Raw genomic sequence first — 26,022 nt, forward strand, 5'->3', positions numbered from 1 at the left:
TCCCGCGGGCCTATACCTGAAGCCATGTCCACTCCCCGTAGTTTGGGCACTGCGCCCGTCGCGATCCTCGCGGCTCTCCTTGTCCTGATCGGTGCCACCACGAGTGCAGCACCGACCGCCGCGGCCGCTCCGGTCGCCGGCACCCGAGCCACCTACGCCGGCGAGGTCACCGGCGCCGACGGCGGCATCGACAGCGCGGCCACGATCAACCGGACCAAGGCGCTGAACGCCAACACCTACGTCTACCTGGTCTGGAAGGCCGGTGAGTGGACCGACTTCGTCAACGAGTTCATGCCGGCCGCACAGGCCGCCGGGATCAAGGTCTGGGTGTACGTGACGCCGCCGACCGAGGGCTCGCCGCCGCCGTACGGCAGCGACTACGTGGCCTGGGCCCGCGAGATCGCCACCGTGCGCGCCTCGTACCCCAACCTGACCGCCTGGGCGATCGACGACTTCAACGCCAACACCGGCAAGTTCACGCCGGCCTACCTGCAGCAGCTGCGGGACGCGGCGAACGCGGTCAGCCCCGGCCTCGATCTCTACGCCACGGTCTACTACTCGGCGCTGACCGCGGGCTTCGTCGACACGTACGGCCCGAAGCTGGACGGCTTCATCTTCCCGTTCCGCGACGAGCCGTACACCAACACGATGTGGACCGCCTCGCTGACCGCCCAGCTCAACACGGTGATCGCGAACGCCGCGCGCACCAGCGACAAGATCTTCCTGATGCCGTACGCCTCGAAGCTGAGTTCGGCCGTTGTGCCGCCGGACGTCAACTACGTCAGGGCGGTCACCCAGGTCGGCGTCACGTTCATGAACCAGGGCAAGATCCCCGGCATCGTCGAGTACGCCCTCCCACTCACCCCGGGCAGGGGCAACGGCGACACCAACCGGGCCCACACCGGCAGCGGAGCGCTCCGGTTCGAGGTCGAGCCGAACACGGCGACCACGGCCGGCAGCTACGCCGCGGCCAGCACCACGGTCACCCTGAACTCCGGCTCGTCCACCTGCTCGATCGTGGCGTACAACACCGACACCGCACCGGACGGCGGTACGGCCGGCTACCACTTCAAGCAGGCCCTGGCGAACGGCACCGTGGTCTGGGAGCGCGACGTGGCGACCGACGGCACCGGGTGGTACACCAACTCGCCCCGGGACCTGACGCCCTACCTGGTCAACGGCTCGGCCACGCTGACCCTTCGGCTGTACGACAAGAAGGGCGTCTCCAACTACGGCCTCGACGTGTCGTTCGACGACATCGCCCTGACCGGCTGCCAGATCAGCAACAGCACCTTCGAGTCGCCGTCCGGCTGGACCTTCAGCCGGTCCGGCGGCTGGGTCTTCGGCGCGGTCCACCGCTTCGATGCCGACTACTCCAGTGCGGTGCACGGAGCGGTGGCCGCGCTGTTCGGCTGAGTCCGGTCAGTACTCCTTCATGGCCATGGCAGCCAGCGCGTTCGCCGGTCCGGGCCGGCGGGCCGCGGCCCAGGAGCGCAGGCTCAACGGGAGCCGTGGGTAGAGCCGGAGGGCGGCGGACATCAGGCGCACCCCGAGCGGGGTGAGCGGAGCGGACTGGGCGACCACCGCCGGAGCGATCCGGCCGCTGCGCCGGACGAACTCGCCGATCTCGGCCCGGTACGCCGCGAAGGCCTGATCATGGTCCTCGGTCCGGGCCAGTTCGCCGGCGAGCACGTAGGCGCCGACCATGGCCAGCGAGGTGCCGCCGCCGACGGCCGGGCCCGGGGAGTAGCCGGCGTCGCCGACCAGGGCGACCCGGCCCCGTGTCCAGTCCTCCAGGGTCACCTGGGTGATCGAATCGACGTAGAGGTCGTCGGCCGAGTCGAGATGATCAAGGAGCTGCGGCACCCGCCAGCCCGCCGTCGCGAACCGCTCCCGGAGCAGCTCCCGTTGCCCCGCGAGGTCGGACCGGATCCCCGGCGGCTCCTGCTCGGCGCGCTCCAGCAGCAGCACCCGGGCCTCGCCGGTCTGGCGTACCGGATAGGTCGCGATCAGCCGGCCCGGTGCCAGGTGGAGCAGGGTACGGCCCTCGATGCCGATCACGTCCGGCATCGAATAGACGCCGAGCCAGGCGCCGGTGTAGCGGGTCAGCGACGACTCCTCGCCGAACACCAGCCGGCGCACGCCCGAATGCAGCCCGTCGGCGCCGAGGACCAGGTCGAACCGGCGCGGTTGACCCTGGGCGAACGTCACCCGGACGCCGTCCTCGGCATGATCATCGAGGCTCGTGATCTCGTCGCCGAACACGAGCTCCACCTCGTCCTGCACAGCCCGGAACAGGATCTGGGTCAGGACGCCGCGCAGGACCTCGACATGGCGGCCGGAGATCGTGCTCGCCACCTCGTCGACCGCGATGTCGGTGAGCGTCCCGTCCGGCCGGACCAGGCTGATCAACTCGTTGTGGGTCCGCTCGGCCTCGATCGCCGGCAGCAGCCCCATCCGCTCGACCACGTCCACCGCAGGGCCGAACAGGTCGACCGCGTGGCCGCCGAGCCGAGCCCGTACCGACGACGTGCGCTCGACCACCGTCACCGCGAATCCCTGACGAACAAGCCAGTACGCCAACGTGGCGCCGGCGATCCCCGCGCCGGAGATCAAGACCGATCGCATCGAACCTCCTCAGAAATTTTACTTACCGGTAAGTCAGATCCAGGATAACGGGCGAACCGTAGGATGACGAGCGTGGCCAAGGACACCAAGGCGCGGATCCAGGCCGTCGCGCTCGAACTGATCGCCCGGCAGGGGCTCCAGCGGACCAGCCTGCGCCAGATCGCCGAGCAGCTCGGGATCAGCAAGCCCGCGCTCTACTACCACTTCGCCTCCCGGGACGACCTGGTCCGCAGCCTGCTGCAGCCCCTGCTGGACGAGTGCGAGGCCATGATCATCGAGCTCGAGCAGGCCGGCGCCGACGATCCGCGCCGGGTCCTCGAGGCGTGCTTCGACCTGCTCTACCGGCATCGCTCCGTGATCAACACGCTGGTCCGCGACCCGGCCACCCTGGCCGAGCTCGACCTCGGGACCCGCCTGATCGACTGGCGGCTGCGCGTGATCGACATGGTCACCGGCCCGAGGCCCAGCCTGGCCGCGCGGGTCCGCGCCGTCGTCGCGGTCGGCGGGCTGGCCGACTGCACCGTCCTGTTCCCGGACCATCCCGTCGACAAGATCCGTCCGGCCGCCTTGAAGGCCGCACTGGCCACCTTGGGCCGCTGATCACCGGCGGCCCGGCGGTGCCTCCGACGGATTGTCGGTCCCGGCGGGCAGGATCGAGGGCATGGACGTAACGGCGGTCGTCGCAATGCTCTCCGGCCTGGTCATCGGACTGGCCATCGGAGTCGGCGTTGCGGTGGTCGTGCTGCGGTCGCGGCAGGAGACCACCGAGGCGCGGTCCGAGAGCCAGGGCCGGGCCGAGCTGGCCCAGGCCCAGACACTGGCGGCCGAGGCCCGCAGCGAGTCGTCGCAGTCGCGGGCCGAGCTGGCCCAGTCGCGCACCGACGTCGCCGAGGCCCGCGCCCTGGCCGCCGCCGCCCAGGCCGAGGCCGCGGAGGTGGGCGCGCAGGTGGCGAAGGCGACCGCCGAACGGGACGCCGCGATCCGCCGGGCCGAGGAGCTGGCCGCCGACCGGGAGTCGATGCTGAACCAGTTCAAGGTGCTGTCCGGCGAGACGATCGAGAAGCAGAGCAAGTTCGCCGAGGCGTCCGCCGACGCCCGGCTGAAGGCGACCGAGCAGCTGATGGCGCCGGTCCGGGACAGCCTGGAGCGGTTCAACACGCGGCTGACCGAGGTGGAGAAGGAACGGGTCAAGCTGTCCGCGGACCTGCGCAACCAGGTCCAGTCGGTCCAGCTGACCGGCGAGCAGCTGCGCCGCGAGACGCACGCGCTGGCCACCGCGCTGCGCAAGCCGCACGTCCGCGGCGCCTGGGGCGAGCTGCAGTTGAAGCGGGTCGCCGAGCTGGCCGGGATGATCGAGCACTGCGACTTCACCACCCAGCACACGACGACCAGCAACGACCGGGCGGTCCGGCCGGACATGCGGGTCGACCTGGCCGAGGGCAAGTGCGTCTTCGTCGACGCGAAGGTGCCGCTGAGCGCGTTCCTCGATGCCCACGAGACCGAGGATCCGGACCGGCGCAGCCACGCGCTGGACCGGTTCGCCCAGCACGTCCGGACCCACATCGACCAGCTCAGCGGCAAGCGCTACTGGCAGGCCGACGCCGGGACGCCGGAGTTCGTGGTGCTGTTCCTGGCCAGCGAGGCGCTCGCCGCGGAGGCGTTCCGGCTGGCCCCGGACCTGCATGAGTACGCGGCCCGCCGCGACGTCGTGCTGGCCACCCCGACCACGCTGATCGCGATGCTGCGGGCGGTGGCGTACGGCTGGAAGCAGGCGAAGCTGGCCGAGAACGCGGCCGAGGTGCTGCAGCTCGGCCGGGACCTGCACGAACGGCTCGGCACCATGGGCAACCGGCTGGACAAGCTCGGCCGCGCCCTGCGCACCTCGGTCACGGCCTACAACGACACGATCGCCACCGTTGAGGGCCGGGTGCTGGTCAAGGCCCGCCAGTTCACCGACCTCAAGGTGACCGATCAGGAGCTGACCGCACTGACCTCCGTCGACGACCCGGTCCGGCAGATCCAGGCCCCGGAGCTGGTCGAGGACGCCGCCCAGGTCGAGCCGATGATCGGCCGCGGCCGGAAGCGGCGGTCCCGGCGCGAGGACGTACCGGAGGCCGAGGAGCTGGTCCGCCCCGAGCCGGACCTGTTCGAGATGCTGCAGCCCGAGATCGAGCAGCCCGACCGGAACCGCGACACCGGCTCGTAGCCGACGACACCCTCAATGAGCGGGTGCGGAGACGCAGACCATCGTGGTGTCCTCGAGGGCCTCGACCCGGCCTGGCGCCTGTTCGGGGACGTGGACGAAGTCACCGGCGCGCACCGTGACGGCCGCTCCGGCCTCGCCCACCCGGAGGGCTCCGGTCAGCACCACCCAGAGTTCCGTGTACGGAGCCGGGAGGTCGGCCTGCGCGCCGGCCCGGAGGAACGTCGTGTACGCGCTCAGCGGGGCGCCCTCCTCCTTGCCGATCGCGGGCGCGATGAGGATGTCGTCGTTGAACCGGATGGCGTTCTCGCCGAGCTCCGTACTGAACCTTCGGGCGGATGACGGCTGCGCAACCATGGATTCAGCCTGCAATCTCAACCCCGCTCGAGGTCAAGCGCGGCGTGCGTGTCAGTCGTTGATCGCACCCTTGCGGAGGTCCTTGCGGAGCTCCGGCGGCAGCGCGAAGACGAGCGACTCCTCGGTCAGCCGTTCCTCCTCGGCGGCCGGGAATCCCTTGTCCTCAAGGAAGTCCAGCACGCCGGTGACCAGGTCCTCCGGCACCGAGGCACCGCTGGTCACGCCGACGACCGAGACGCCGTCGAGCCAGGCCGGGTCGATCTCGGTCGCGTTGTCCACCCGGTAGGAGGCGGCGGCACCGTTCTCCAGGGCGACCTCGACCAGGCGGACCGAGTTCGACGAGTTGGCCGAGCCGACGACGATCACCAGGTCGGCCTGGCGGGCGATCTGCTTCACGGCCAACTGCCGGTTCTGGGTGGCGTAGCAGATGTCGTCACTGGGCGGGTCCATCAGCAGCGGCAGCTTCTTCCGCAGCTTGCCGACGATCTCCATCGTCTCGTCGACGCTCAGCGTGGTCTGGCTCAGCCAGGCGACCTTGGTCGGGTCGGCGACCTCGAGGCCGTCGACGTCTTCGGGCGACTGGACCAGGGTGATGTGGTCCGGCGCCTCGCCGGTGGTGCCCTCGACCTCTTCGTGACCGGCGTGGCCGATCAGCAGCACCTGCAGGTCGTCCCGGGCGAACCGGCGGGCTTCGTGGTGCACCTTGGTGACCAGCGGGCAGGTGGCGTCGATCGCCTTCAGCCCGCGGTCCTTCGCCTCGGTCTGGACGGCGGGCGAGACGCCGTGCGCGGAGAACACGACGGTGGCGCCGGTCGGCACCTCGTCCAGTTCCTCGACGAAGATCGCGCCGCGCTGCTCCAGGGTCTCCACCACGTGCTTGTTGTGCACGATCTGTTTCCGTACGTAGATCGGCGCCCCGTACAGGTCGAGCGCCTTCTCGACGGTGATCACCGCCCGGTCGACGCCGGCGCAGTAGCCGCGCGGGGCGGCCAGCAGCACCTTCTTCTGCAACGTGGACGGAGTAGACGTCATGGCGCCGAGTCTATGGGCCGCACCAGAACGTCGGTCCGGGCCGTTACGCTCGCGTCCATGCCGATGGAATCCTCACCCGAGCAGCCGCTGCCGCTGTCCCGGGTGACCAGCGCCGTCCGGGGCTGGATCGACCGGCTCGGCGCGGTATGGGTCGAGGCCCAGCTGATCGAGATCAACCGGCGTTCGGGGAGCCGGACGATCTTCCTCACCCTGCGGGACCGGCTGGCGAACGTCTCGGTCAGCGTCACCGCCTCGCCGACCACGATCGACTCGGCCGGGCCGTTGTCCGAGGGCGCGGCGATCGTGGCCCGGATCAAGCCGTCCTACTACGAGACCGCCGGCCGGCTCAGCTACTACTGCGACGCGATCACGCCGATCGGCGAGGGCAAGCTGCTGGCCCAGCTGGAGCAGCGGAAGCGGATGCTGCAGGCCGAGGGGCTGTTCGCGCGCGAGCTCAAAATGCCGCTGCCGTTCCTGCCCCGGCAGGTCGGGCTGGTCACCGGCGCCGGCAGCGCGGCCGAGAAGGACGTGATCGAGAACGCCCGGGTCCGCTGGCCGGCCGTCGTGATCAAGACCGAGCACGCCCTGATGCAGGGACCGCAGTCGGTCGAGCAGGTGATCGACGCCCTGCGCCGGCTGGACGCCGACCCCGCGGTCGAGGTGATCATCATCGCCCGCGGCGGCGGTTCGCTGGAGGACCTGCTGCCCTTCTCCGACGAGGCGTTGATCAGGGCCGTGTATGCCTGCCGGACGCCGGTGGTCAGCGCGATCGGGCACGAGACGGACAACCCGATCCTCGACCTGGTCGCCGATCACCGGGCCTCGACGCCGACCGGCGCGGCGAAGCGGGTGGTGCCCGACGTGGCCGAGGAGCATGAGCGACTGCGGCAGGCGCAGACCCGGCTCCGGCAGTCGGTGGCCGCGCTGATCCGGCGGCACCGCGAGTTCCTTGATCAACTCCGGTCCCGGCCGGTGCTGGCCGACCCGACGGCGAGCTTCGCGGTCCGCCGGGAACAGCTACAATCCTTGACCGACCGCGGGAATCGGGCGATCGTCACCTCGGTCCGGCATGAGAAGGCGGCGGTCGAGCATCTGCTGGCCAGGGTCCGGGCGCTGTCCCCCAAGGCGACGTTGGAACGCGGGTATTCGATCTTGGTCGACGGCACCGGTCACGCCGTCACGTCGGTGGCGGAGATCGACGTCGACGACGACCTGCTGGCCTATGTCGCGGACGGGCAGTTGACCGTGGCCGTACGAGACGTGGAGCAGGGAGGGATCGGCGGATGACCGAACCGGAACTCAGTTACGAGAAGGCCCGCGAGGAGCTGATCGCGGTGGTGCAGCGGCTCGAGTCCGGCGGCGCGCCGCTGGAGGAGTCGCTGCAGCTCTGGGAGCGCGGCGAGCAGCTGGCCAAGATCTGCCAGCAGTGGCTGGACGGCGCCGAGGCCCGGGTGGCGGCCGCGAAGTCCGACCGGGCGGGGGCCGACGGCTCGGACGACCGCTCCTGACCGATGTTCAGCATCGGAGCGTTCGCGTCCATGGGCCGGGTGTCGGTCCGGATGCTGCGGCACTACGACAAGGTCGGGCTGCTCCGGCCGGCCCGGGTGGACGAGTTCTCCGGCTACCGCTACTACGAGGCCGACCAGCTGCGCCGGCTGAACCGGCTGATCGCCTGCAAGGACCTCGGCTTCACCCTCGACGAGGTGAAGTCGATCTTGGACGAGAGCGACGCCGATCTGGCCGGCCTGCTGCGGCGGCGCGAGGCGGAGCTGGTGGACCAGATCACCGCGGACCAAGATCGACTGGTCCGGGTCCGGGCCCGGCTGCAGTTGATCAAGGCCGAGGACACAGCACCCGCCGAGGCGGTGACGATCGAACCGCTGCAGCCGGCCCGCGTCGCGCTGGCCCGCGGCGTGGCGGCGAGTTCCGATCATGAGGACGTCGGGCCGGTCATCAGCGGCCTGTTCGGCGAGTTGTTCAAGGCCATGGGTACGGTCTCGCCGGCAGGCCCGGCCATCGCCACCTACCGGCCGCTGGACGGTGGCTCGCTGGAGGTGCAGGCCTGCTTCCCGATCGGCTCCGCGGAACCTGTGGAGGTCGAGGTGGCCGAGCTGCCGGGCCATCCGACGGCGGCGACCTACCTGCACCGGGGCGTGATGGCCGACATCGGGCTGGCGTACCAGGTGCTCGCGGCCTGGGTCGAGGACGCCGGCCACAGCACCGACGGCACGGCACGGGAGGTCTACCTGACCAGCTACCCCGAGCCCGAGGAGCACTGGCGGACGGCGGTCCAGCTTCCGGTGACTTGACCCTGACACGGTGTCAGACCGAATCGTGACGGTGACGACAGTCCCCGAACGAAAGAGAACAGCCATGAGCGCCTCCGACCTCACCACGAAGTCCGTCGCCCCCATCCGGGTCGCCCGGGTCACCGGCCAGGCCCGCAGCACCGCTCACGAGGAGATCGGGCCCCTGACCCAGCAGTTGTTCGGCCGGCTGATGGAGCCGATCATGCGCCGGCAGATCGCCATCGCCGGGCCGACCCTGGCCACCTACGAACCGACCGGCGACGGCGGCCTCACCGTCTCGGCCTGCTGCCCGGTCGGGCCCGACACGGCCGCGGTCGACGGCCTGGAGTTCGTCGAACTGCCCGGCCTCGAGCGGGTGGTCACCGCCCGGCACGACGGGGCGATGGCCGGCCTCGGCGCGGCGTACGGAGCCCTGGAACGGTGGGTGGCTGATCAAGGACTGACCACCGACGGCACCGCCCGCGAGGTCTACCTGGTCAGCTTCCCGGAACCCGAGGACCGCTGGCGGACCGAGGTTCAACTGCCGGTCAGCTGACCGATCGGACCGGCTGGGTTGATCACGCCGTGAGCGGCAGCCGGTCCCGCTCCTGAGCGGCGCAGTCCCGGAGCAACTCGATCGCGCGGCGCATCGGCGGGGTGCCGGCCGTGGCCTTCTTGATCAACACCTGGATCACCCGGACCGGAGTCGGCTCGATCAGCGGTACGGCGACCAGGCCCGCCGGCAGATCACAGCAGGCCAGCCGGGGCAGCACGGTGATCCCGAGGCCCTGCCGGACGAAGGCCAGGGCGGTCGCGAAGTCGTGCGTCTCGACCGCGAACCGCGGGCTGTAGCCGGCGGCGGCGCAGGCCTCGAGCGGGATCTGCCGGCACGGCGCGAACGGCAGATCGTTGTCCACCCACGGCTCCTCGGCGAGCTCGGTGATCGGCACCGCCGCGGCCGTCGCGAGCCGGTGCGCCGCATCGACGACCACCAGGTACGGGTCGTCCAGCAGCCGCTGCGCCGTGTAGCCGGCCGGCGGCGCCGGGTGGACCACCTCGACCGCGATGTCCAGGTCGGGGCTGACCGCTGGCCCGGCGTCGCGCAGTTCGGCGTGCCGCAACTCCACCGCGAGATCGGCGAACTCGCTCTGCAGGGTCGCCGTCACCACCGGCACCCAGGTCGCGCCCGCCGAGGCGAAGTAGCGCATCGTCAGCCGGCCGGAGCGGCCGGACCGCAGGTCGTCCACCACCCCGTCGATCCGGTTGATCGCGCCGAGCACCTCGCCGGCCTCGGCGGCCAGCCGGCGGCCCGCGTCGGTCGGCTGGATGCCGCGGCCGATCCGCTCGACCAGGGCCAGGCCGGTCTCCCGGGCCAGCGCGGTCAGGTGCTGACTCACCGCCGACGGCGAGTAGCCGAGCAGCCGCGCGGCCCGGTGGACCGAGCCGGTCGCCACGACGGAGCGGAGGATCCGGAGCCGGTGCACGTCGATCATGATCGTCACCGTACGCCCAATTCTTCAGTGATCGCGAACATTCCATCAGAAATAGTCGCTTGTCCTCAACGGTCGCTCCCGCGAGGCTTGGCCCGTGACCCTTCCGACCGCCACCACGGCCGCAGCCGACCCGACCCCGACCGACGGCCGGCTGGCCCCGGTCGCCGCGCTCGGCGCCGTCGTGCTCTGGGCGTCGGCCTTCGTGGTGATCCGGACCACCGGACAGCACTTCTCCCCCGCCACGATGACCCTCGGCCGGCTGGTCGCGGCGACGTTGGTGATCACTCCGTTCGTGCTCCGGCCCGGGATCGGCCGCCGGCTCCCCCGCGGCCGGGACTGGTGGCTGGTCGCGGCGTACGGCGTGCTCTGGTTCGCGACCTACACGACCAGCGTCAACGCCGCCGAGCTGCACCTGGACGCCGGCACCACCGCCCTGCTGGTGAATCTCGCCCCGGTGATCATCACCGGCTACGCGACGCTGCGGATGGGCGAACGGCTCTCGCTGCCGCTGGTGCTCGGCCTGGTCGTCGCCTTCACCGGCACCGCACTGATCGCGGCCGGCCAGCAGGGCCAGCCGCGGAGCCTGCTCGGCGTCGGGCTGGCCGTGCTCGCCGCCGTCCTGTACGCGATCGGCACGCTGACCCAGAAGGCGGCGCTGCGCCGGACCGACCCGCTGACCGTGACCTGGCTGGGCTGCCTGATCGGGACCGTCGTCTGCCTCCCGTTCGCGCCGATGTTGATCACCGAGCTGGCCGCAGCACCGGCCTCGGCCGTCCTCGGCATCGGCTACCTCGGCGTCTTCCCGACCGCCCTCGGCTTCACCCTCTGGGCGTACGCGCTGACCCGCACCCCGGCCAGCCGGCTGAGCGTCAGCAGCTACCTGGTGCCGGCCGTCGCGGTCCTGCTGAGCTGGCTGCTCCTCGGCGAACTCCCCACCCTGCTCGGCCTCGTCGGCGGCGCCCTCTGCCTGGCCGGCCTCGGCCTCAGCCGGCTCGACCTCAGCCGGCTCGATCTCCGCCGGAACTGAGGCCGCGCGGGCCGTCAGCGTCGCGCGGCCTCGGTGGTCCCGGCCCGGAAGGCCTGGTAGGCAAGCTCGGCCGTGCGCAGCATCCCGGCGCCGTCGGCCGGATCACCGCGCCGGGCGACCACGGCCGCGAAGCCCGCGTTGATCAAGGCCGTCGCCCAGGCGTGCTCCAGCGCGGTGGGCGGCGGGACCGGGCCGGCCGCCTCGGTCCAGGCCGCCAGGTAGGTCCGGAAACGATCATCGTCCGCGGTTGCTCCGGCCATGGCCACGTCGAACATCGGCGGGCCGACCCGGGCCGTGTTCCAGTCGATGATCATCGGCCAGGGCCGGGCCGGGACCGGCTGCAGCACGTTGAGCCCGTACAGGTCTCCGTGCAGCAACGTCGTCCCGAACCCGTGCGGCGCGGTCAGGAACTCGCGATCATCGGCGAGCCGCGCGGCCCAGTGCACGGCCCGGTCGCCGACCTCGCCGGCCTGCTGCGCCGACTCCGGTACGAACTCGGTCAGCAACCGGCGGCAGAACTCCGCGTCGATCCGTTCCAGCGACTCCGGGAGGTCCGGGCGCTCCGCGTACCGGGCGTGCACCCGGGCCATGGTGCCGAAGACCGGCAGCGGTGCCAGGCCGACCAGCCCGACCGGTTCCCCCGGATAGTACGGCGTGACGATCCAGCTGCCCTGCTCGTCCTCGCCCGACATGATCAACTCCGGTACCGAGCGCTCGGCGAGCGGCGCCAACAGCCGGAGCGCCGTGGCCTCGTTCGATCCGGTGCGCTTGATCACCAGCCCTGTCTCCGCCGCCGGGGCGCCGGTGACGTCGAGCCGGACGTGGTCGATGCCGCCCTCGGACAGCCCGCCGGTCAACGGCCGCTGCCCCACCACCGTGAAGCCGGACGGCTCGCCGGGCGAACGGCGCAACCAGTCCAGCACGGCCTCGGCGGGCAGTCGGACCCCGGTGGTGGCGCCGACGACGGAGGAGGTGGTCACCGGGAACACCGTAGCGGTCGACACTAAGGTGGGCGCGTGGACGACGATGCGAACGACGGGGCCCCGATCCTGTCCTTCGGTGTCGTCGCGGACTGTCAGTACGCGGCAGAGGGACGCAGCGCTCCGCACCCGGTCCGCCACTACCCGCTGAGCCGGGCCAAGCTGGCCGAGGCGGTGGCGACGTTCGACGCCGATGATCTTGCCTTCGTGATCAGCCTCGGCGACCTGATCGACAGCTCCGCCGATGATCTTCCACCGGTGCTCGAGGTCCTGGCCGGTGGCCGGGCCCCGGTCCGGCATTGTCTCGGCAACCACGACCTGGCCGGGTTCGGCGGCGACCTGGACGCCGCCGTCGCCGCGTTCGGGATGCCGGGTTCCTATTACGGCTGGACCGAGCTTGGGCACCGCTTCCTGGTGCTCGACACCAACCGGCTCGGTGTGATCGACCTGGCGCCCGGTTCACCCGCCTGGCACCGCCGGGCCGCCGAACTCGATCGCCGGCTGGCCGCCGGTGAGCCCCAGGCGCTGCCGTGGAACGGCGGGGTCGACCCGGACCAGCTGGCCTGGCTCGGTGATCAACTCGACGAGGCAGCGGCCGCCGGCGAGCCGGTGTTGATCTTCGCCCACCAGCCGGTCACCCCGGTCTACGACCACGCCGTGCTCAACGCGGCCGAGCTCGGCGCCGTGCTGACCCGGCCCGGCGTTCCGCTGCTGGCGTACTTCTGCGGCCATGATCATTCCGGCGGGCTGAGCCGGCTCGGATCGAGCCCGGCCGTGACGTTCGCCGGAATGGTGGACACCGAGGACAACGCATACGCGATCGTCCGGGTGTATCCCGACCGACTGACCATCACCGGGTACGGACGCGAGGCGACCCGGACCTTTGGAGGAGAAAGCCGTTGACCGCACCGAACATCGTCCTGATCCACTGGCACGACCTGGGCACCCGGCTGGGCTGCTACGGCGCGGCCGACGTGGCCAGCCCGCGGCTGGACGCGCTGGCCGAGGAAGGGCTGCGGTTCGACGCCGCCTTCTGCACCACGCCGCTGTGCACGCCGGCCCGGGCCTCCCTGTTCACCGGTCTGTATCCGCCCCGGCACGGCCATCACGGCCTGGCCCATCGCGGATCCCGTTACCGGGAAGGGATTCGCACGCTGCCGATGCTGCTCGGTGAGCTCGGCTACCGGACCGCGCTGGCCGGGATGCAGCACGAGGCGGTCGACCCGAACTCGATCGGCTTCGACGAGGTGATGCAGCTCCCGGGCGGCGGCCAGTTCTGCGGGCCGGTGACCGACCTCGCCGAGGACTGGCTGGCCCGGCAGCCGGCCGACAGCCCGTACTTCCTCACCGTCGGCTTCACCGAGGTGCACCGTGACTACGACGTGCTCGGCCCGGACCAGCGGGACGAGGTCGAGCCGGACCGGGACGAACTGGACCGGGTGATCGTGCCCGGCTTCCTGCCCGACAACGACCACACCCGGACCGACCTGGCCTGGATGTCCCGGTCGATCGCCCGCGCCGATGCTGCCACCGGGCGCGTGATCGACGCCGTCCGGGCCCGGCCGGACGCCGACAACACCTTGATCATCTTCACCACCGACCACGGGATGCCGTTCCCGCGGGCCAAGTCCACGCTGTACGACTCCGGGATCAGGATCGCGTTGATCATGGTGCCGCCGCCGGCCTGGCAGGTCGGACCGAGCGTCGTGGACCAGCTGATCAGCCACGTCGACCTCACCCCCACCCTGGTCGACCTGGCCGGCGGCTCGTGCGAGGTCGACGGCGTCAGCCAGGCCGGCCTGCTCCGCGGCGAGCCGGTCGAGCGCCGGTCGCAGGTGCTGTCGATGAAGGACCTGCACGAGATCTACGACCCGATGCGGACCCTCCGCACCGAGCGGCACAAGTACATCCGCAACCTGCACCCCGGCCCGCGGCTCATCCTGTCGACCGACCTGGACGAGAGCCCGACCCGGGCCGGGATGAGCACCGACTACCGCCAACTGCGCGACCACGAGGAGCTGTACGACCTCCAGGCGGACCCGGACGAGCAGCACTCCCTCGCCGGCGACCCGGCCGCGGCCGAGCTGCTGGCCACCCTCCGTGATCAACTCGACCAGGAGCTGACCCGGCTCGGCGACGCCGCCGTCGACGCCTGGAGCATCGTCGAGCAGTCGGAGTAGACCACCACGCTCCCTGAGCTTGTCGAAGGGCCAAGCCACACCGGGCCCAGCCCTTCGACAAGCTCAGGGAACGGCGACCTCGGGCCCAGCCCTTCGACAAGCTCAGGGAACAGAGGTCGGGTCAGCCCTTGCCGCCGAGCTTGCCGTACATCTCGGTCGCGTTCTCCTTGGTGATCTGGTCGGTGCCGAGGGTGGTCGACTTCGGGACGTCCTTCTTGCAGTCGACCAGGATCTGCTTGGCCAGGTCGATCGCCTCCCGGCCACCGGTGGCGTAGACGAAGGTGGCCTGCAGCCGGCCCTGTTCGACGGCCTTGATGCCGCCGGACGGGATCGGCAGCGCGTCGATCCCGGTGAACTTGATCTTGTCGGCGAGCTTCGCCTGGTCGGCGGCCAGGTAGGCGCCCTCGGCCATCGGATCGTTGTGGGCGTAGACCGCGTCGATGTCCGGGTTCGCCTTGAGCAGGGCGTCCATCACCGACTGGCCCTTCTCCCGCAGCCATTCGCCGGACTGGGTGGCGACGATCTCGATCTTGTCGTTGCCGGCGATCCCTTCCCGGAACCCCTGCGCGCGTTCCGCGGCCGGGGTCGAGCCGGCCAGCCCGCTGATCTCGACCACCTTGCCGCCGTCCGGCAGCAGGGTCTCGGCGTAGTACTCGCCGGCCGCCTTGCCGATCGCCACGTTGTCCCCGCCGATGAACGCGGTGTACGCATCGCCCTCGACCTTGCGGTCCAGCACGATCACCGGAATCCCCGCGTCGTAGGCCTTCTTGACCACGGCGGTGAGCGGCTTCGCCTCGTTGGGCGAGATGATCAGCAGGTCGATCTGCTGGGTGATGAAGTTCTCCACCTGGGACACCTGCTTGCTGTTGTCCTGGGCGGCGTCGGCGACGGTCACCTTGAAGCCCGGCACGGCGGCCGCGGCGGTGGTGATGTCGGAGTTCATCACCTCCCGGTACGGTTCCGCGTTGTTGGCCTGGGACATGCCGATCGCATACTCCTGGTCCGGGCCGCAGTTGCCCTCCTGCGGAGCCCCGGCGCCCGGGTCCGCGGTCACCGTGCAGGCCGAGAACAGCGCCAGCGCGCCGGACGCCAGCCCGACGGCCAGCAACGTGCGGATCCTGCGGATGTCAGATGTGTTGATCATGCCGGGATACCTCCTGAATTCGGTGTTGGGTCAGCTGACCGACGGGCGGAACCGCTGCAACGCCGCGGCGGCGATGATCACGAGCCCCTTGATCAACAGCTGGATGTTGGCGTCGATGTTGTTCAGGCCGAGGATGTTGTTGAGGATGCCGAGCAGCAGGGCGCCGGCGAGGGTGCCGATCATGGTGCCGGAGCCGCCGGCCAGGCTGGTGCCGCCGATGACGACGGCGGCGATGGCGTCGAGTTCGTACCCGAAACCGTCGTTCGGGCTGCCCTGGTTGAGCTGGCCGGCGTGGATGATGCCGGCCACCGCAGCGGTGAAGCCGCAGATCGCGAAGACGATGATCTTGACCCGCCGGACCGGTACGCCGGCCAGCCGGGCCGCCTTCTCGTTGCCGCCGATCGCGTACACGTGCCGGGCGAACGCCGTGTAGCGCAGCACCAGGATCGCGATCACGCCGAGCCCGGCGAAGATCACCGCCGGCACCGGCAGGATGCCGTTCAGCGAGCCGGACAGCACCGAGAACGCCGGCGGCGCCTCCAGCGGCCCGTCCCCGTACGCGATCGGGATGCCCACGCCACCGGACCAGATCCGGGCCAGGCCGCGCGCGACTTGTAACCCGGCCAGGGTGACGATGAATGCCTGGATCCCCAGCCTGGCCACGGCCAGCCCTTGCAGGACACCGATCGCGGTCCCGATCAGCAGCACGATCAGCACCGTCTCGGCGATCCCGAGCCCGTTGTTGACCAGCAGCGCCGCGGTGCCCACCGCGGACAGCCCGAGGATCGCACCGACCGACAGGTCGATCCCGCCGATCAAGATCACGAAGGTCATCCCGATCGCGATGATGCCGATCTCCGACATCGCCCGGACGATGTTGCCGAGGTTGCCCGGGCTGAGGAAGACCAGGTCACCGTTCCGGCGCGGTGAGGCGATGATCGCGACGATGAACACCGCCACCAGGCCGAACAGGCTCTGGAACTGGAACACCCGGTCCAGCACCGCGGCACCCCTGGTCCGGACCACGTCGTTGCCGGGCAGCCCGCGCAGCTGATCCTGACCATTCACTGGGCTGATCATCGAGTCGCCTCCCGGGAGTCGTCGTCGCCCATCGAGAGCGCCAGGATCTGATCATGGTCCGCGTCACCGGACAGCTCGGCCGCGATCCGGCCCCGGCGCAGCACCAGGATCCGGTCGCAGACGCCGGTCAGCTCGGGCAGCTCGGAGGAGGCCAGGACGACCGCGGTGCCGTCGGCGGCGAGCCGGTGCAGCAGCCGGTAGATCTCGGCCTTGGCGCCGATGTCGACGCCGCGGGTCGGCTCGTCCAGCAGCAGCACCCGCGGCCCGGTCAGCAGCTGGCGGCCGAAGACCACCTTCTGCTGGTTGCCGCCGGACAGCGTGCCGACCGGAACCCGCGGACTGGCGGCCCGGATCGCCAGGTCGTTCACCTGCTGCCGTACCGCGGCGCGTTCCCGGCCTCCCTGGACGACGCCGAGCCGGGTCACCGAGGCCAGCGCGGCCAAGATCAGGTTGTGCTGCACGGAATGGTCGAGGACCAGGCCCGAACCGCGCCGGTCCTCGGGCACGAAGGCGATCCGGTTCCGCAGCGCCCGGGCCGGCCGGTCCGGCCGGTAGCGCCGGCCGGCCACCGTGATCATGCCCTCCACCCGGCCGCCGGTCGCCGCCCCGTACAGGGTCTCCAGCAGTTCGGTCCGGCCCGCGCCCATCAGGCCGGCCAGGCCGACGATCTCGCCGGGCCGGACGTCGAGGTCGATGCCGTCCGGGTCGGTCCGGCCCGGCACCGGCCAGCGCCTCCGGTAGCGCAGCCCGTGCACGCTCAGCACCGGTTCCGCGGCCGCGGTCGAGGCCGGCTGCGCCTCGTCGCCGAACAGGGCGCCCGGCTTGCTGCCGACCATCAGGGTGATGATCGTCTCGCGGCTGGCGGCCGGGTCGGTGACCGAGCCGGCCACCGCCCCGTTGCGCAGCACCGTGGCCCGGTCCGCGATCTCCTCGATCTCCTCCATCCGGTGCGAGATGTAGACGATCCCGGCGCCCTCCCGGCGCAGGTTGTCGATCACCGTGAACAGCTGCCGTACCTCGGCGTCGGCGAGCGAGGCGGTCGGCTCGTCCATGATCAACACCGCGGCGTCGAGCAGCAGCGCCCGGGCGATCTCGACCAGTTGCCGCTCACCGACCCGGAGCGAACGCACCATCCGCCGGACATCGATGGCGATCCCGAGCCGGCGCAGCTGCTCGGTGGCGGCGGCCCGCATCGAGCGCAGGTCGATCGTCCGCCACGGGGTCCGGAGTTCCCGGCCGAGGAACATGTTCTCGGCCACGGTGAGGTCGCCGACCAGGTCGAGTTCCTGATGGATGATCGCGATCCCGGCCGCCTGCGCGTCCGCCGGCCCGCCGAACCGGACCGGCCGCCCGCGCACCAGCAGGGCGCCGTCGAAGTCGGTGATCACGCCGGACAGGATGTTCATGCAGGTCGACTTGCCGGCGCCGTTCTCGCCGAGCAGCGCGTGCACCTCACCGGGCCGCACCTCGAGGTCGATGTCGCGGCAGGCCAGCACGCCGCCGAACCGTTTGCTGATGCCCCACAGCTCGACCAGCGGTGCGGCGGGCTCCCCGCCGGCCGCCGACTCGCCTCCGTGCGTCAATGCTCACCCCTGTGTGATCCGCAGTCCCGCTGCTCCACCCGCCAGGACCCGTGCTGTTGTGCCGTCAGGCGAAATCGATTTCAAACTAACGTCGGCCGAATCCCGGTGTCAACCATCCGGCGCCGGGGAATTCAGGCCCGGCGGCGAGAGGTCAGGCGACGAAGCGGCGCCGGTAGTCGGCGGGCGCCAGTCCGACCTGGCGCCGGAAATGATCACGCAGTACGACGGCCGAGTTGAACCCGACCCGCTCCGCGATCTGCTCGATCCCGAGATCGGACTCCTCGAGCAGGCTGCGGGCGGCCAGCACCCGTTGCTGGATCAGCCACTTGTGCGGCGTCGTGCCGACCTCGGCCGCGAACCGGCGGGCGAACGTCCGCTCGCTCATCATCGCCCGCTGGGCCAGCGTGGCCGCCGTGTGGTTCTGGTCCAGGTGAGCGGCGACCCAGGACAGGGTCGGGGCCAGGCTGTCGGCCGAGCTCTCCGGGATCGGCAGGTCGATGAACTGCTGCTGGCCGCCGTCACGGATCGGCGGGACCACCATCCGCCGGGCGATCTTGTTGGCCACCTTGGTGCCGAGCTCCGCCCGGACCAGGTGCAGCGAGGCGTCGATGCCGGCCGCCGTCCCGGCACTGGTGATCACCCGGCCGTCCTGGACGTAGAGCGAGGTCCGGTCGAGTTTGATCTTGGGAAAGGCCCGCTCCATGGCGTCGAAGTACATCCAGTGCGTGGTGCAGGCACGGTCGTCGAGCAGCCCGGCAGCCCCCAGCGCAAAGGATCCGGAGCAGAGACTGAGGATCGTGGCCCCCTCGTCATGGGCGTCCCGGAGGGTCTGCAACAGGGCCGGCGAGTAGCCGGTCGGGGTTCGCGGCAGGGTGGCCGACATGATCACCAGGTCACTGCCGGCGACCGCGTCCAGGCCGTCCGCCGCGGTGATCGTGAACGGCGACAGGGTCTTGGTCCGCAGCGGCACCCCGGGGCGCTCCGTACAGACCCGGAAGTCGAGTGGTTCGATCCCGTTGTCGCGCCGGTCGAGGCCGAACACCTCGGTCGCCAGGGCGAACTCGAACACGGACACCGGTTCGACCAGGAGGACGCTCACCGTACGCAGGGCCATGCCGCCAGGATAGTGGCAGAAATCCTTCGCACGATGTCTGACCTGCCAATTGTGGCAGTAACTCTTTGGCAGAAGAATTACTGCCATGATCAGTCTTTTGGCCTTTGCGGTACTGGTGGCGGCGATCATCGGCGTGCTCGAGTTCACCCATCGCCGGCACCCCAGCTTCCGTCCCGGGTACGACGAGCGCGGTGACCGGGACGCTCAACGACACACGGCCGACCTGAACACGAGGGAGCCGCGCGACGACGACCCGGTGCCCAGCGCCGAGGCCCGGTTTCAGCCCGTCTGCAGCGTTCCGGCGAACGCCTCCAGCGCGGCGTAGTCCGTGTCGCCGACGATCACCGTACTGACCTGTTTGGTGATCGACACCAACGATCGGGTACGTCCGTCGGGGCTGATCCGCCGCTCCCAGGCGGTGTCGCCGATCGTGCTCTCGCCATCCGGCACGCCGTCCCTGGTCTGCGGCCCGACCAGGGTGTCGGTGTCCGGGCTCTGATTCACCGCCAGATAGATCCGGTCCGGCGACAGGTAGCCGATCTGCCACAGCTGGCGCGGCGGCGCACCCTCGTACCCCTCGGGCTCCCAGGCGACCCGGGTCGGAATCCATTCCGCCGGCAGGTTCGTCGGCATCAGCACCGGGTAGGGCGCCTCCTGGCGGGCCTGGGTCAGCACGGGGGCCGGGTCGACCGCCTCGACCGGATGATCTTCGGTGTTGCGGGTGAACACGAACGTGATGATCAGCAGCGGCACCAGGATGATCAGCAGCGAGCGGACCATGTCGCCCGCGGTCGCCTGTCGCTTCTGCCGTGCCATGAACCCATCCTCACAGACGCGGGCTTGCCGCCCCAATTGCTTCGGCGAGAAAGGCGATCGCACGCTCCAGCACCGGGTCCGGGAGATCGTGACCACAGTCGGGATGCAGCACGGTCAGCCGGTCCGCCGCTCCGGCGGCCGCGAAGGCCGGCCGGGCCCGATCGGCCATCCGGGCCGCACTGCGCCAGCCGAAGTTGGTGTCACCGAGCGGCGCGCTGATCAGGACCTCGCGTGGGGCCAGCGCGGCGAGCAGTTCGTCGAAGTCGAACGGCGGCAGGGCGCCCGGGGCCAGCAACGGCAGATAGCGGTCCTGCCGCCAGCCGGCCAGGTCGCCGCCCATGTAGTCGGCGAAGGAGTCGAAGCCGCAGCTGGAGACGACGGCCCGGATCCGCGGCTCGAACACCGCCGTGAAGATCGCGTTGTGGCCGCCCAGTGAGTGGCCCATCGCGCCGTAGCCGCCGGCCGCCACCTCGGGCAGTTGGTCCAGCAGGTCCAGGCCGCGGACGTTGTCCCAGATCGCCTTCATCGTCCCGCTGACGTACCCGAGGGCGGGCAGGTCGGGCTCATGGCCGGCCATCAGCGGGTACGCGGGAGCGAGCACGACGAAACCGGCCTCGGCCAGCCGGCGGGCGTAGTCGCGATTGGCGGCACCGAGCGGCTCGACCACGACCCGGTGGCCGATCGTGTGCTCGGTCGGGTGCAGCGCCAGCACGCCGGGAGCGGGCCGCCCACCACCCAGGGCCGTCTTCGGCAGCAGCAGGTACGCCGGCGTCCGGCCACCCGGTTCGGCGGAGTAGCTGATCAATCGCCGCAGGTAGTCGCCGCGATCGACCTCGTCGACAATCTCGACGTCCAGCGGGACCCGCCGGTCGGCACCGGGCAGCGGCCCCATCAGCCGTTCCATCCGCGCGGTCAGCTCGTCGGCCATGCCCGCACGATAGTCGAGATGATCATGAACCGGCGCGGCGGGCCCGGTCCAGCAACCGCCGCAGCGACCGCCGGAGATCCTGCCGCTGGCGCGGCGTCCAGTCCTCGGTCAGCTCGGCGAAGAGCTGCTCCTGCCAGCGGTGCGCGGCGGCCAGCAGCTCCTCGCCGGCGGCCGTGACGGTGATCGTGCGACGCCGCCGGTCGACGGCCGACCGGGCCGGCGCGAGGTAGCCGGCGGCGGTCGCGTCCTTGATCATCCGGGAGGCGCCGGACTGGTCCAGGCCGAGTTCGGCGGCGACCTCGTTGACCCCGACCGGCGGCCGGTCCGCGAGCACCCGGACCGCCTCGGTGACCTGGACGTCGCGGCCGCGCCGGGCCGATTCGCCGTCACCGGTCCCCGGGTCGGCCCGGCATCCGCGGGCCAGCGGGCGTCCTGCTCGACGACGAGGAACCGGCCGCCGACCAGATGCCAGGAGCGGGCAGTCAGTTCGATGCCCGAGCGGTCGATCCAGTCGACGAAGTCGTCCGCGCCCGGCCCGCGAGCCGTTCCGGACGGGCTGCGCCACAATGGCTGCATGACGACGACTTCCAGCGAACAGGACTTCCGGATCGAGCACGACACGATGGGTGAGGTGAAGGTCCCGGCTGCGGCGCTGTGGCGGGCCCAGACCCAGCGTGCGGTGGAGAACTTCCCGATCTCCGGTACGCCGATCGAACCGGCCCTGATCGCTGCCCTGGCGCGGATCAAGGGTGCCGCCGCGCAGACCAACGCCAAGCTGGGCGTTCTCGACGCCGCGCTGGCCGACGCGATCGTCGCGGCCGCCGCCGAGGTCGCCGACGGCAAGCATGATCAAGAGTTCCCGATCGACGTGTTCCAGACCGGCTCCGGTACGTCGAGCAACATGAACACCAACGAGGTGATCGCCACGCTGGCCAGTCGCGGCGAGGTCGACGTACACCCGAATGATCATGTGAACGCCTCCCAGTCCAGCAACGACGTGTTCCCCAGCGCGATCCACATCGCGGCCACCGACGGCGTGATCAACACGCTGACGCCGGCCCTGCGCCACCTCGAGGAATCCCTGGCCGGCAAGGCGAAGGAGTTCGCCGAGGTGGTCAAGAGCGGCCGTACCCACCTGATGGACGCGACGCCGGTCACACTGGGCCAGGAGTTCGGCGGCTATGCCGCGCAGGTGCGCTACGGCGTCGAGCGGCTGGCGGCGACGCTGCCCCGGGTGGCCGAGCTGCCGCTGGGCGGCACCGCGGTCGGCACCGGGATCAACACCCCGGCCGGCTTCGCACCGTCGGTGATCGCGATCATCGCCGAGCAGACCGGGCTGCCGCTGACCGAGGCCCGTGATCATTTCGAGGCACAGGGCGCCCGGGACGGCCTGGTCGAGCTGTCCGGCGCGCTCAAGACGATCGCGGTCGGGCTGACCAAGATCGCCAACGACCTGCGCTGGATGGGTTCCGGGCCGCGGGCCGGGCTCGGCGAGATCGCGCTGCCGGACCTGCAGCCGGGTTCGTCGATCATGCCGGGCAAGGTCAACCCGGTGCTCTGCGAGGCGACCCTGATGGTCTGCGCGCAGGTGATCGGCAACGACGCCGCGGTGACCGTGTCCGGCGCCGCCGGCAACTTCGAGCTCAACGTCATGCTGCCGGTGATCGCCCGCAACGTGCTGGAGTCGATCCGGCTGCTGGCCAACGTGAGCCGCCTGCTGGCCGACCGCTGCGTCTCCGGCATCGTCGCCAACGCCGACCACTGCCGCACCCTGGCCGAGTCGTCGCCGTCGATCGTCACGCCGCTGAACCGCTACATCGGGTACGAGAACGCCGCCGCCGTCGCCAAGCAGGCCCTGAAGGAGGGCCGCACCATCCGCGAGGTCGTGATCGACTCCGGCTTCGTCGCCGACGGCAAGCTCACCGAGGAGCAGCTCGACACCGCCCTCGACGTCCTCTCCATGACCCGCCCGCCCGCCTGACCCCCACCCACCCCCAATTCCGCCGACTGGGCACAAAAGCAGCCGATTTTGCGGCGTGTCGCTGCTGTTGTGCCCAGTCGGCGAGAGGGCGGAGCGAACGTGCCCTGAGCCTGTCGAAGGGTCAAGCCTGATCGGGTCTGCCCTTCGACAAGCTCAGGATCGATCAATTCAGGCGGCCCGGGTCCAGACGGTGGTCGCTCCGGGCAGCGCGTCGCCGGCCAGGGGCGCGCTGGCGAGCAGCACCTGCTCCCCGGTCAGCGGGTACGGCTCGGAGCCGAAGTTGCTGATGCAGGTCCACCCGTTCGGCCGCCGGAAGGCCAGTACGTCGTCGCGGCCGGTGTCGAGCCAGGTCAGCGACTCCTCGGACTGCAGCTCGCGGCGCAACCGGAGCGCGTCCCGGTAGAGCGCCAGCGTCGAGTCCGGATCCTGATCCTGGACCTCCACCGCGAGCCCGGCGAACCAGGCGGGCTGCGGCAGATGGGCGGGCCCGCTGCCGAACCCGTACGACCTTCCGGTGCCGGTCCAGGGCAGCGGCACCCGGCAGCCGTCCCGGCCGATCTGCTCGCCGCCGCTGCGGAAGAAGGCCGGATCCTGCCGTTGGTCGGCCGGGATCTCGGCCACCTCGTGCAGGCCGAGTTCCTCACCCTGTTAGAGATACGCGCTGCCCGGCAGGGCCAGTTCGACCAGTGTCGCGGCCCGGGCCCGGCGCAGGCCGAGCTCGCGATCAAGCTCCGGTTCCGTGCCGCCGCTGCGCAGCCAGTCCGCGCCGTGCTTGGCGATCACCTCCTCCGGGTCCTTGGCGCCGAGCGCCGGGAGCCCGTACCGGGTCGGGTGCCGGACCACGTCGTGGTTGGACAGCACCCAGGTCGTCGACGAGCCGGAACGGCCGGCCAACTCGAGGTTCTCGGTGATCACGGTGCGGAACTCCGAGGCGTCGTAGTCGGACTGCAGCAGGTCGAAGTTGAACGCCTGGCCCAGCCCCTCCGCGCTCGCGTACGGCGGCCGCCGGTCGGCGTCCACCCAGGCCTCGGCGACGGCGGTCCGCGGCGGCGTGTACTCGTTGAACACCGCCCGCCACTCGGCGTAGATGTCGTGCACCTCGTCCCGATCCCACAGCGGGTGCTGCCCGTCCCCGGTCCGGGTCCGCAGCTCGGACCAGGGCGGCAACTCCGCGGGCAGCTGCTTGGCCAGGCCGTGCGCCACGTCCACCCGGAAGCCGTCCACGCCGCGGTCGGACCAGAAGCGCAACGTGTGCAGGAAGTCCGCGCGGACCTCGGGGTTGTCCCAGTTCAGATCCGGCTGCTCCTTGGCGAACAGGTGCAGATACCACTGGCCGTCGCCGACCGGCTCCCAGGCCGGGCCGCCGAAGATCGACGGCCAGTCGGCCGGCGGCTCGCTGCCGTCCGGGCCCAGACCGTCGCGGAAGATGTACCGGGCCCGGGCCGGCGATCCCTTCGGCGCGGCCAGTGCCTCCTGGAACCAGACGTGCCGGTCGGAGCTGTGGTTGGGCACCAGGTCGATGATCATCTTCAGGCCGGCCTCGTGCAGCCGGGCGGTCAGTTCGTCGAAGTCGGCCAGGGTGCCGAGCAGCGGGTCGATATCGCGGTAGTCGTCGACGTCGTAGCCGCCGTCGGCCAGGGCCGACGGGTAGAACGGGCTGAGCCAGACCGCGTCGACACCGAGCGCCCGCAGGTGATCGATCCGGTTGATCACGCCGCGAAGATCACCGATGCCGTCACCGTTCCCGTCGGCGAACGAGCGCGGATAGATCTGGTACACGGCGGCCTGCCGCCACCAGCTGTGGTCGACCTGGGCGTTGATCATGGAATCGGTCACGGATTAAATGTAGATTCTAGATTTATATCCCGCAACAGGAGGAGGGAGCTCGCGTGACGACCCCGTCGGCCGCCACCTCGCCGCAACTGCTGCGGCGCATGAATGCCAGCCTGGTCGTCCGCCACGCGCTCACTTCGGGCCCGTTCACCGCCGCGGACGTCATGACGGCCACCGGGCTGACCCGGTCCACGGCGCTGCAGATCTGCGACCGATTGGCCGCCGGAGGCTGGCTCGCCGAGCTGGACGACGCACGCGCCGCGGGCGAATACAGCAAGGGCCGGCCCGCCCGCCGCTATCGCCTCCAACCGCGGCGCGGGCACCTGGTCGCCGTCGACGCGGGCCTGCACCGCATCGTCGCCACCGTCGCCGACCTGACCGGCACCGAACTGGCCCGGGTCGAGCGTGCCGTCGGCCCGGACACCTCACCGCGCCGGCGCGGCACTGCCGTCCAAGCGGCCGTCGACACTGCCCTGGCCCGGACCGGCGCCCCGGTCGGCGCAGTCTTCGTCACCGTGCTCGGGGTGCCGGCGCCGGTCGACGAAGCGGGCGGCTCTCCGGCCGGTCATGAGTTCTGGACGAGGATGAATCCCGACCTGACCGGACGGCTCGACGGCTACGGCCGAGTGATCGTGGACAACGACGCCAATCTGGCGGCGCTGGCCGAGCGGTCCCGGGGAGCCGGCCAGGACTGCGCCTCGTTCGCGGCCCTGGTCTGCGACGAAGCGTTCGGGGCCGGGCTCATCGTCGACGACCGGCTGATCCGGGGCCGCGACGGCGGTGCCGGTGAACTGCGGCTGCTCGACCTGGTCAGCGGCGTCGGCTCGGTGGCCGGGCTGGCCGCGCTCGCTCGGGAGGGTGCGGCCGCGTTGCTCGCCGGCGGCCGGATTCCGGCCGGATCGCCGCTGGCTCGCCGTACCCCGGAGACGGTCGGCGCCGACGACGTGTTCGCCGCGGCCGCCGCCGGGGACCGGACCGCCCTCGGGCTGGTCCGCCGGCTCGGTGACCGGCTGGCCCGGGTCGTGCTGGTGCTGGGCAGCCTGCTCGACCTGGAACGGGTGATCATCACGGGAGCGCTGGCCGGGTCTGTACAGCCGGTGATCGACCGGGCCGCTGACACCCTGCGGGGCCTGTCCCCCGCTCCGGCTCCGGACCTGCTCGCCTCCCCGCTGGGCGATCAAGGAGTGCTGATCGGCGCCGTCGAACGCGGTCTCACCGAGGTACGCGCCAGGCCCCTCGACTTCGCTCCCCTGGAGTAAGTTCGGCGGATACCGTCCAGCACGGCGCCGACCCCCTGCTCGACGTACGCCTCATGACCGATAATTCACCCGGGACACGAAAGAATTTCCTGTAGC

27 protein-coding genes are annotated in these 26,022 nt (G+C 71.0%); 13 read left to right on the forward strand and 14 right to left on the reverse strand.

The genetic code is table 11. The features are described 5' to 3' along the window. The first annotated feature begins 24 nt into the window (after positions 1 to 24). The gene (locus tag ACFQU4_RS18695) at positions 25 to 1,416 is read left to right on the forward strand and encodes a hypothetical protein (protein WP_377494608.1); all 1,392 of its coding nucleotides are present in this window, start codon (positions 25 to 27) and stop codon (positions 1,414 to 1,416) included. 6 nt (positions 1,417 to 1,422) lie between these two features. On the opposite strand, the gene ACFQU4_RS18700 is transcribed toward ACFQU4_RS18695, so the two are convergent. Beyond that, on the reverse strand, positions 1,423 to 2,628 hold the full coding sequence (locus ACFQU4_RS18700) for an FAD-dependent monooxygenase (RefSeq protein WP_377494610.1): 1,206 nt from the start codon (positions 2,626 to 2,628) through the stop codon (positions 1,423 to 1,425). Between the two features lie 72 nt (positions 2,629 to 2,700). Between ACFQU4_RS18700 and ACFQU4_RS18705 the strand changes: the two genes are divergently transcribed. Both ACFQU4_RS18705 and rmuC read left to right on the forward strand, forming a co-directional pair. Continuing rightward, positions 2,701 to 3,228 (forward strand): TetR/AcrR family transcriptional regulator, encoded by a 528-nt coding sequence (locus ACFQU4_RS18705; RefSeq protein WP_377494612.1) that lies wholly within the window; start codon positions 2,701 to 2,703, stop codon positions 3,226 to 3,228. Between the two features lie 61 nt (positions 3,229 to 3,289). Then, positions 3,290 to 4,834, forward strand: coding sequence for a DNA recombination protein RmuC (rmuC, locus tag ACFQU4_RS18710; protein WP_377494614.1), 1,545 nt, complete (start codon positions 3,290 to 3,292; stop codon positions 4,832 to 4,834). Positions 4,835 to 4,846: 12 nt separating this feature from the next. Here rmuC and ACFQU4_RS18715 read toward each other — a convergent pair whose 3' ends face one another. Both ACFQU4_RS18715 and ACFQU4_RS18720 read right to left on the reverse strand, forming a co-directional pair. After that, positions 4,847 to 5,188, reverse strand: coding sequence for a cupin domain-containing protein (locus ACFQU4_RS18715; RefSeq protein ID WP_377494616.1), 342 nt, complete (start codon positions 5,186 to 5,188; stop codon positions 4,847 to 4,849). A 51-nt stretch (positions 5,189 to 5,239) separates the two neighbouring features. Further along, the gene (locus ACFQU4_RS18720; protein WP_377494618.1) at positions 5,240 to 6,220 is read right to left on the reverse strand and encodes a 4-hydroxy-3-methylbut-2-enyl diphosphate reductase; all 981 of its coding nucleotides are present in this window, start codon (positions 6,218 to 6,220) and stop codon (positions 5,240 to 5,242) included. 57 nt (positions 6,221 to 6,277) lie between these two features. Between ACFQU4_RS18720 and xseA the strand changes: the two genes are divergently transcribed. The 4 genes from xseA (at position 6,278) to ACFQU4_RS18740 (ending at position 9,064) form a co-directional block, all read left to right on the forward strand. Next, a complete protein-coding gene (gene xseA / locus ACFQU4_RS18725) occupies positions 6,278 to 7,507 on the forward strand; it encodes an exodeoxyribonuclease VII large subunit (RefSeq protein WP_377494620.1) in 1,230 nt (409 codons plus the stop codon). Then, positions 7,504 to 7,728, forward strand: a complete 225-nt coding sequence (locus ACFQU4_RS18730) for an exodeoxyribonuclease VII small subunit (protein WP_377494622.1) — start codon at positions 7,504 to 7,506, stop codon at positions 7,726 to 7,728. The genes xseA and ACFQU4_RS18730 overlap by 4 nt, the downstream gene beginning before the upstream one ends. Positions 7,729 to 7,731: 3 nt before the next feature. Continuing rightward, positions 7,732 to 8,529: a MerR family transcriptional regulator gene (locus ACFQU4_RS18735; protein WP_377494624.1), complete on the forward strand. Its 798-nt coding sequence runs from the start codon at positions 7,732 to 7,734 to the stop codon at positions 8,527 to 8,529. Positions 8,530 to 8,593: 64 nt separating this feature from the next. Beyond that, positions 8,594 to 9,064 (forward strand): GyrI-like domain-containing protein, encoded by a 471-nt coding sequence (locus ACFQU4_RS18740; protein ID WP_377494626.1) that lies wholly within the window; start codon positions 8,594 to 8,596, stop codon positions 9,062 to 9,064. Positions 9,065 to 9,086: 22 nt separating this feature from the next. On the opposite strand, the gene ACFQU4_RS18745 is transcribed toward ACFQU4_RS18740, so the two are convergent. After that, positions 9,087 to 10,001 (reverse strand): LysR family transcriptional regulator, encoded by a 915-nt coding sequence (locus ACFQU4_RS18745; RefSeq protein ID WP_377494628.1) that lies wholly within the window; start codon positions 9,999 to 10,001, stop codon positions 9,087 to 9,089. A gap of 94 nt (positions 10,002 to 10,095) precedes the next feature. On the opposite strand from ACFQU4_RS18745, the gene ACFQU4_RS18750 reads away from it, so the two are divergent. Then, positions 10,096 to 11,028, forward strand: a complete 933-nt coding sequence (locus tag ACFQU4_RS18750; protein ID WP_377494630.1) for a DMT family transporter — start codon at positions 10,096 to 10,098, stop codon at positions 11,026 to 11,028. Between the two features lie 14 nt (positions 11,029 to 11,042). Here ACFQU4_RS18750 and ACFQU4_RS18755 read toward each other — a convergent pair whose 3' ends face one another. Beyond that, positions 11,043 to 12,008 (reverse strand): phosphotransferase family protein, encoded by a 966-nt coding sequence (locus ACFQU4_RS18755; RefSeq protein WP_377494632.1) that lies wholly within the window; start codon positions 12,006 to 12,008, stop codon positions 11,043 to 11,045. A gap of 36 nt (positions 12,009 to 12,044) precedes the next feature. Here ACFQU4_RS18755 and ACFQU4_RS18760 point away from each other — a divergent pair, with 36 nt between their 5' ends. Beyond that, a complete protein-coding gene (locus tag ACFQU4_RS18760; protein WP_377494634.1) occupies positions 12,045 to 12,911 on the forward strand; it encodes a metallophosphoesterase in 867 nt (288 codons plus the stop codon). Further along, positions 12,908 to 14,188, forward strand: a complete 1,281-nt coding sequence (locus ACFQU4_RS18765; protein ID WP_377494635.1) for a sulfatase — start codon at positions 12,908 to 12,910, stop codon at positions 14,186 to 14,188. The genes ACFQU4_RS18760 and ACFQU4_RS18765 overlap by 4 nt, the downstream gene beginning before the upstream one ends. A gap of 121 nt (positions 14,189 to 14,309) precedes the next feature. Here ACFQU4_RS18765 and ACFQU4_RS18770 read toward each other — a convergent pair whose 3' ends face one another. From ACFQU4_RS18770 to ACFQU4_RS18785, 4 genes are all read right to left on the reverse strand, one after another. Next, complete coding sequence (locus ACFQU4_RS18770; protein WP_377494637.1) at positions 14,310 to 15,332, reverse strand: substrate-binding domain-containing protein; 1,023 nt, start codon at positions 15,330 to 15,332, stop codon at positions 14,310 to 14,312. A gap of 30 nt (positions 15,333 to 15,362) precedes the next feature. Further along, the gene (locus ACFQU4_RS18775) at positions 15,363 to 16,412 is read right to left on the reverse strand and encodes an ABC transporter permease (protein ID WP_377494640.1); all 1,050 of its coding nucleotides are present in this window, start codon (positions 16,410 to 16,412) and stop codon (positions 15,363 to 15,365) included. Continuing rightward, a complete protein-coding gene (locus ACFQU4_RS18780; RefSeq protein WP_377494643.1) occupies positions 16,409 to 17,995 on the reverse strand; it encodes a sugar ABC transporter ATP-binding protein in 1,587 nt (528 codons plus the stop codon). The genes ACFQU4_RS18775 and ACFQU4_RS18780 overlap by 4 nt, the downstream gene beginning before the upstream one ends. A gap of 151 nt (positions 17,996 to 18,146) precedes the next feature. Further along, positions 18,147 to 19,109: a GlxA family transcriptional regulator gene (locus tag ACFQU4_RS18785; RefSeq protein ID WP_377494645.1), complete on the reverse strand. Its 963-nt coding sequence runs from the start codon at positions 19,107 to 19,109 to the stop codon at positions 18,147 to 18,149. Positions 19,110 to 19,194: 85 nt separating this feature from the next. Between ACFQU4_RS18785 and ACFQU4_RS18790 the strand changes: the two genes are divergently transcribed. Then, complete coding sequence (locus tag ACFQU4_RS18790) at positions 19,195 to 19,434, forward strand: hypothetical protein (RefSeq protein ID WP_377494647.1); 240 nt, start codon at positions 19,195 to 19,197, stop codon at positions 19,432 to 19,434. On the opposite strand, the gene ACFQU4_RS18795 is transcribed toward ACFQU4_RS18790, so the two are convergent. From ACFQU4_RS18795 to ACFQU4_RS18805, 3 genes are read right to left on the reverse strand one after another with little or no spacing between them, the layout of a single operon-like run. After that, positions 19,389 to 19,925: a DUF4245 domain-containing protein gene (locus tag ACFQU4_RS18795; protein ID WP_377494650.1), complete on the reverse strand. Its 537-nt coding sequence runs from the start codon at positions 19,923 to 19,925 to the stop codon at positions 19,389 to 19,391. The two genes, ACFQU4_RS18790 and ACFQU4_RS18795, sit on opposite strands and share 46 nt — an antisense overlap. Positions 19,926 to 19,935: 10 nt before the next feature. Beyond that, positions 19,936 to 20,853, reverse strand: a complete 918-nt coding sequence (locus ACFQU4_RS18800; protein ID WP_377494652.1) for an alpha/beta hydrolase family protein — start codon at positions 20,851 to 20,853, stop codon at positions 19,936 to 19,938. 22 nt (positions 20,854 to 20,875) lie between these two features. Further along, positions 20,876 to 21,187, reverse strand: a complete 312-nt coding sequence (locus tag ACFQU4_RS18805; RefSeq protein ID WP_377494655.1) for a MarR family transcriptional regulator — start codon at positions 21,185 to 21,187, stop codon at positions 20,876 to 20,878. A gap of 240 nt (positions 21,188 to 21,427) precedes the next feature. Between ACFQU4_RS18805 and ACFQU4_RS18810 the strand changes: the two genes are divergently transcribed. Continuing rightward, positions 21,428 to 22,834 carry a class II fumarate hydratase gene (locus ACFQU4_RS18810; protein WP_377494657.1) on the forward strand — a complete coding sequence of 469 codons (1,407 nt, stop codon included), beginning with the start codon at positions 21,428 to 21,430 and terminating at the stop codon, positions 22,832 to 22,834. A gap of 168 nt (positions 22,835 to 23,002) precedes the next feature. Here ACFQU4_RS18810 and ACFQU4_RS18815 read toward each other — a convergent pair whose 3' ends face one another. Further along, complete coding sequence (locus tag ACFQU4_RS18815; protein WP_377494659.1) at positions 23,003 to 23,455, reverse strand: hypothetical protein; 453 nt, start codon at positions 23,453 to 23,455, stop codon at positions 23,003 to 23,005. Between the two features lie 27 nt (positions 23,456 to 23,482). Further along, the gene (locus tag ACFQU4_RS18820) at positions 23,483 to 24,670 is read right to left on the reverse strand and encodes an alpha-amylase family glycosyl hydrolase (protein ID WP_377494661.1); all 1,188 of its coding nucleotides are present in this window, start codon (positions 24,668 to 24,670) and stop codon (positions 23,483 to 23,485) included. A 53-nt stretch (positions 24,671 to 24,723) separates the two neighbouring features. On the opposite strand from ACFQU4_RS18820, the gene ACFQU4_RS18825 reads away from it, so the two are divergent. Next, the gene (locus tag ACFQU4_RS18825; protein ID WP_377494663.1) at positions 24,724 to 25,926 is read left to right on the forward strand and encodes an ROK family protein; all 1,203 of its coding nucleotides are present in this window, start codon (positions 24,724 to 24,726) and stop codon (positions 25,924 to 25,926) included. The last annotated feature ends 96 nt before the right edge of the window (positions 25,927 to 26,022 follow it).

It is taken from the genome of Microlunatus sp. GCM10028923, assembly GCF_042666975.1.
Classification (GTDB): Bacteria; Actinomycetota; Actinomycetes; order Propionibacteriales; family Propionibacteriaceae; genus Microlunatus.

What these genes read in the sequence shown, in the direction of transcription:
- ACFQU4_RS18785 (WP_377494645.1), bottom strand. Translation starts at nt 19,109, where the DNA reads ATGGCCCTGCGTACGGTGAGCGTCCTCCTGGTCGAACCGGTGTCCGTG.
- ACFQU4_RS18795 (WP_377494650.1), bottom strand. Translation starts at nt 19,925, where the DNA reads ATGGCACGGCAGAAGCGACAGGCGACCGCGGGCGACATGGTCCGCTCG.
- rmuC (WP_377494614.1), top strand. Translation starts at nt 3,290, where the DNA reads ATGGACGTAACGGCGGTCGTCGCAATGCTCTCCGGCCTGGTCATCGGA.
- ACFQU4_RS18695 (WP_377494608.1), top strand. Translation starts at nt 25, where the DNA reads ATGTCCACTCCCCGTAGTTTGGGCACTGCGCCCGTCGCGATCCTCGCG.
- ACFQU4_RS18720 (WP_377494618.1), bottom strand. Translation starts at nt 6,220, where the DNA reads ATGACGTCTACTCCGTCCACGTTGCAGAAGAAGGTGCTGCTGGCCGCC.
- ACFQU4_RS18735 (WP_377494624.1), top strand. Translation starts at nt 7,732, where the DNA reads ATGTTCAGCATCGGAGCGTTCGCGTCCATGGGCCGGGTGTCGGTCCGG.
- ACFQU4_RS18700 (WP_377494610.1), bottom strand. Translation starts at nt 2,628, where the DNA reads ATGCGATCGGTCTTGATCTCCGGCGCGGGGATCGCCGGCGCCACGTTG.
- ACFQU4_RS18770 (WP_377494637.1), bottom strand. Translation starts at nt 15,332, where the DNA reads ATGATCAACACATCTGACATCCGCAGGATCCGCACGTTGCTGGCCGTC.
- ACFQU4_RS18775 (WP_377494640.1), bottom strand. Translation starts at nt 16,412, where the DNA reads ATGATCAGCCCAGTGAATGGTCAGGATCAGCTGCGCGGGCTGCCCGGC.
- ACFQU4_RS18800 (WP_377494652.1), bottom strand. Translation starts at nt 20,853, where the DNA reads ATGGCCGACGAGCTGACCGCGCGGATGGAACGGCTGATGGGGCCGCTG.
- xseA (WP_377494620.1), top strand. Translation starts at nt 6,278, where the DNA reads ATGCCGATGGAATCCTCACCCGAGCAGCCGCTGCCGCTGTCCCGGGTG.
- ACFQU4_RS18740 (WP_377494626.1), top strand. Translation starts at nt 8,594, where the DNA reads ATGAGCGCCTCCGACCTCACCACGAAGTCCGTCGCCCCCATCCGGGTC.
- ACFQU4_RS18745 (WP_377494628.1), bottom strand. Translation starts at nt 10,001, where the DNA reads ATGATCGACGTGCACCGGCTCCGGATCCTCCGCTCCGTCGTGGCGACC.
- ACFQU4_RS18790 (WP_377494647.1), top strand. Translation starts at nt 19,195, where the DNA reads ATGATCAGTCTTTTGGCCTTTGCGGTACTGGTGGCGGCGATCATCGGC.
- ACFQU4_RS18730 (WP_377494622.1), top strand. Translation starts at nt 7,504, where the DNA reads ATGACCGAACCGGAACTCAGTTACGAGAAGGCCCGCGAGGAGCTGATC.
- ACFQU4_RS18715 (WP_377494616.1), bottom strand. Translation starts at nt 5,188, where the DNA reads ATGGTTGCGCAGCCGTCATCCGCCCGAAGGTTCAGTACGGAGCTCGGC.
- ACFQU4_RS18810 (WP_377494657.1), top strand. Translation starts at nt 21,428, where the DNA reads ATGACGACGACTTCCAGCGAACAGGACTTCCGGATCGAGCACGACACG.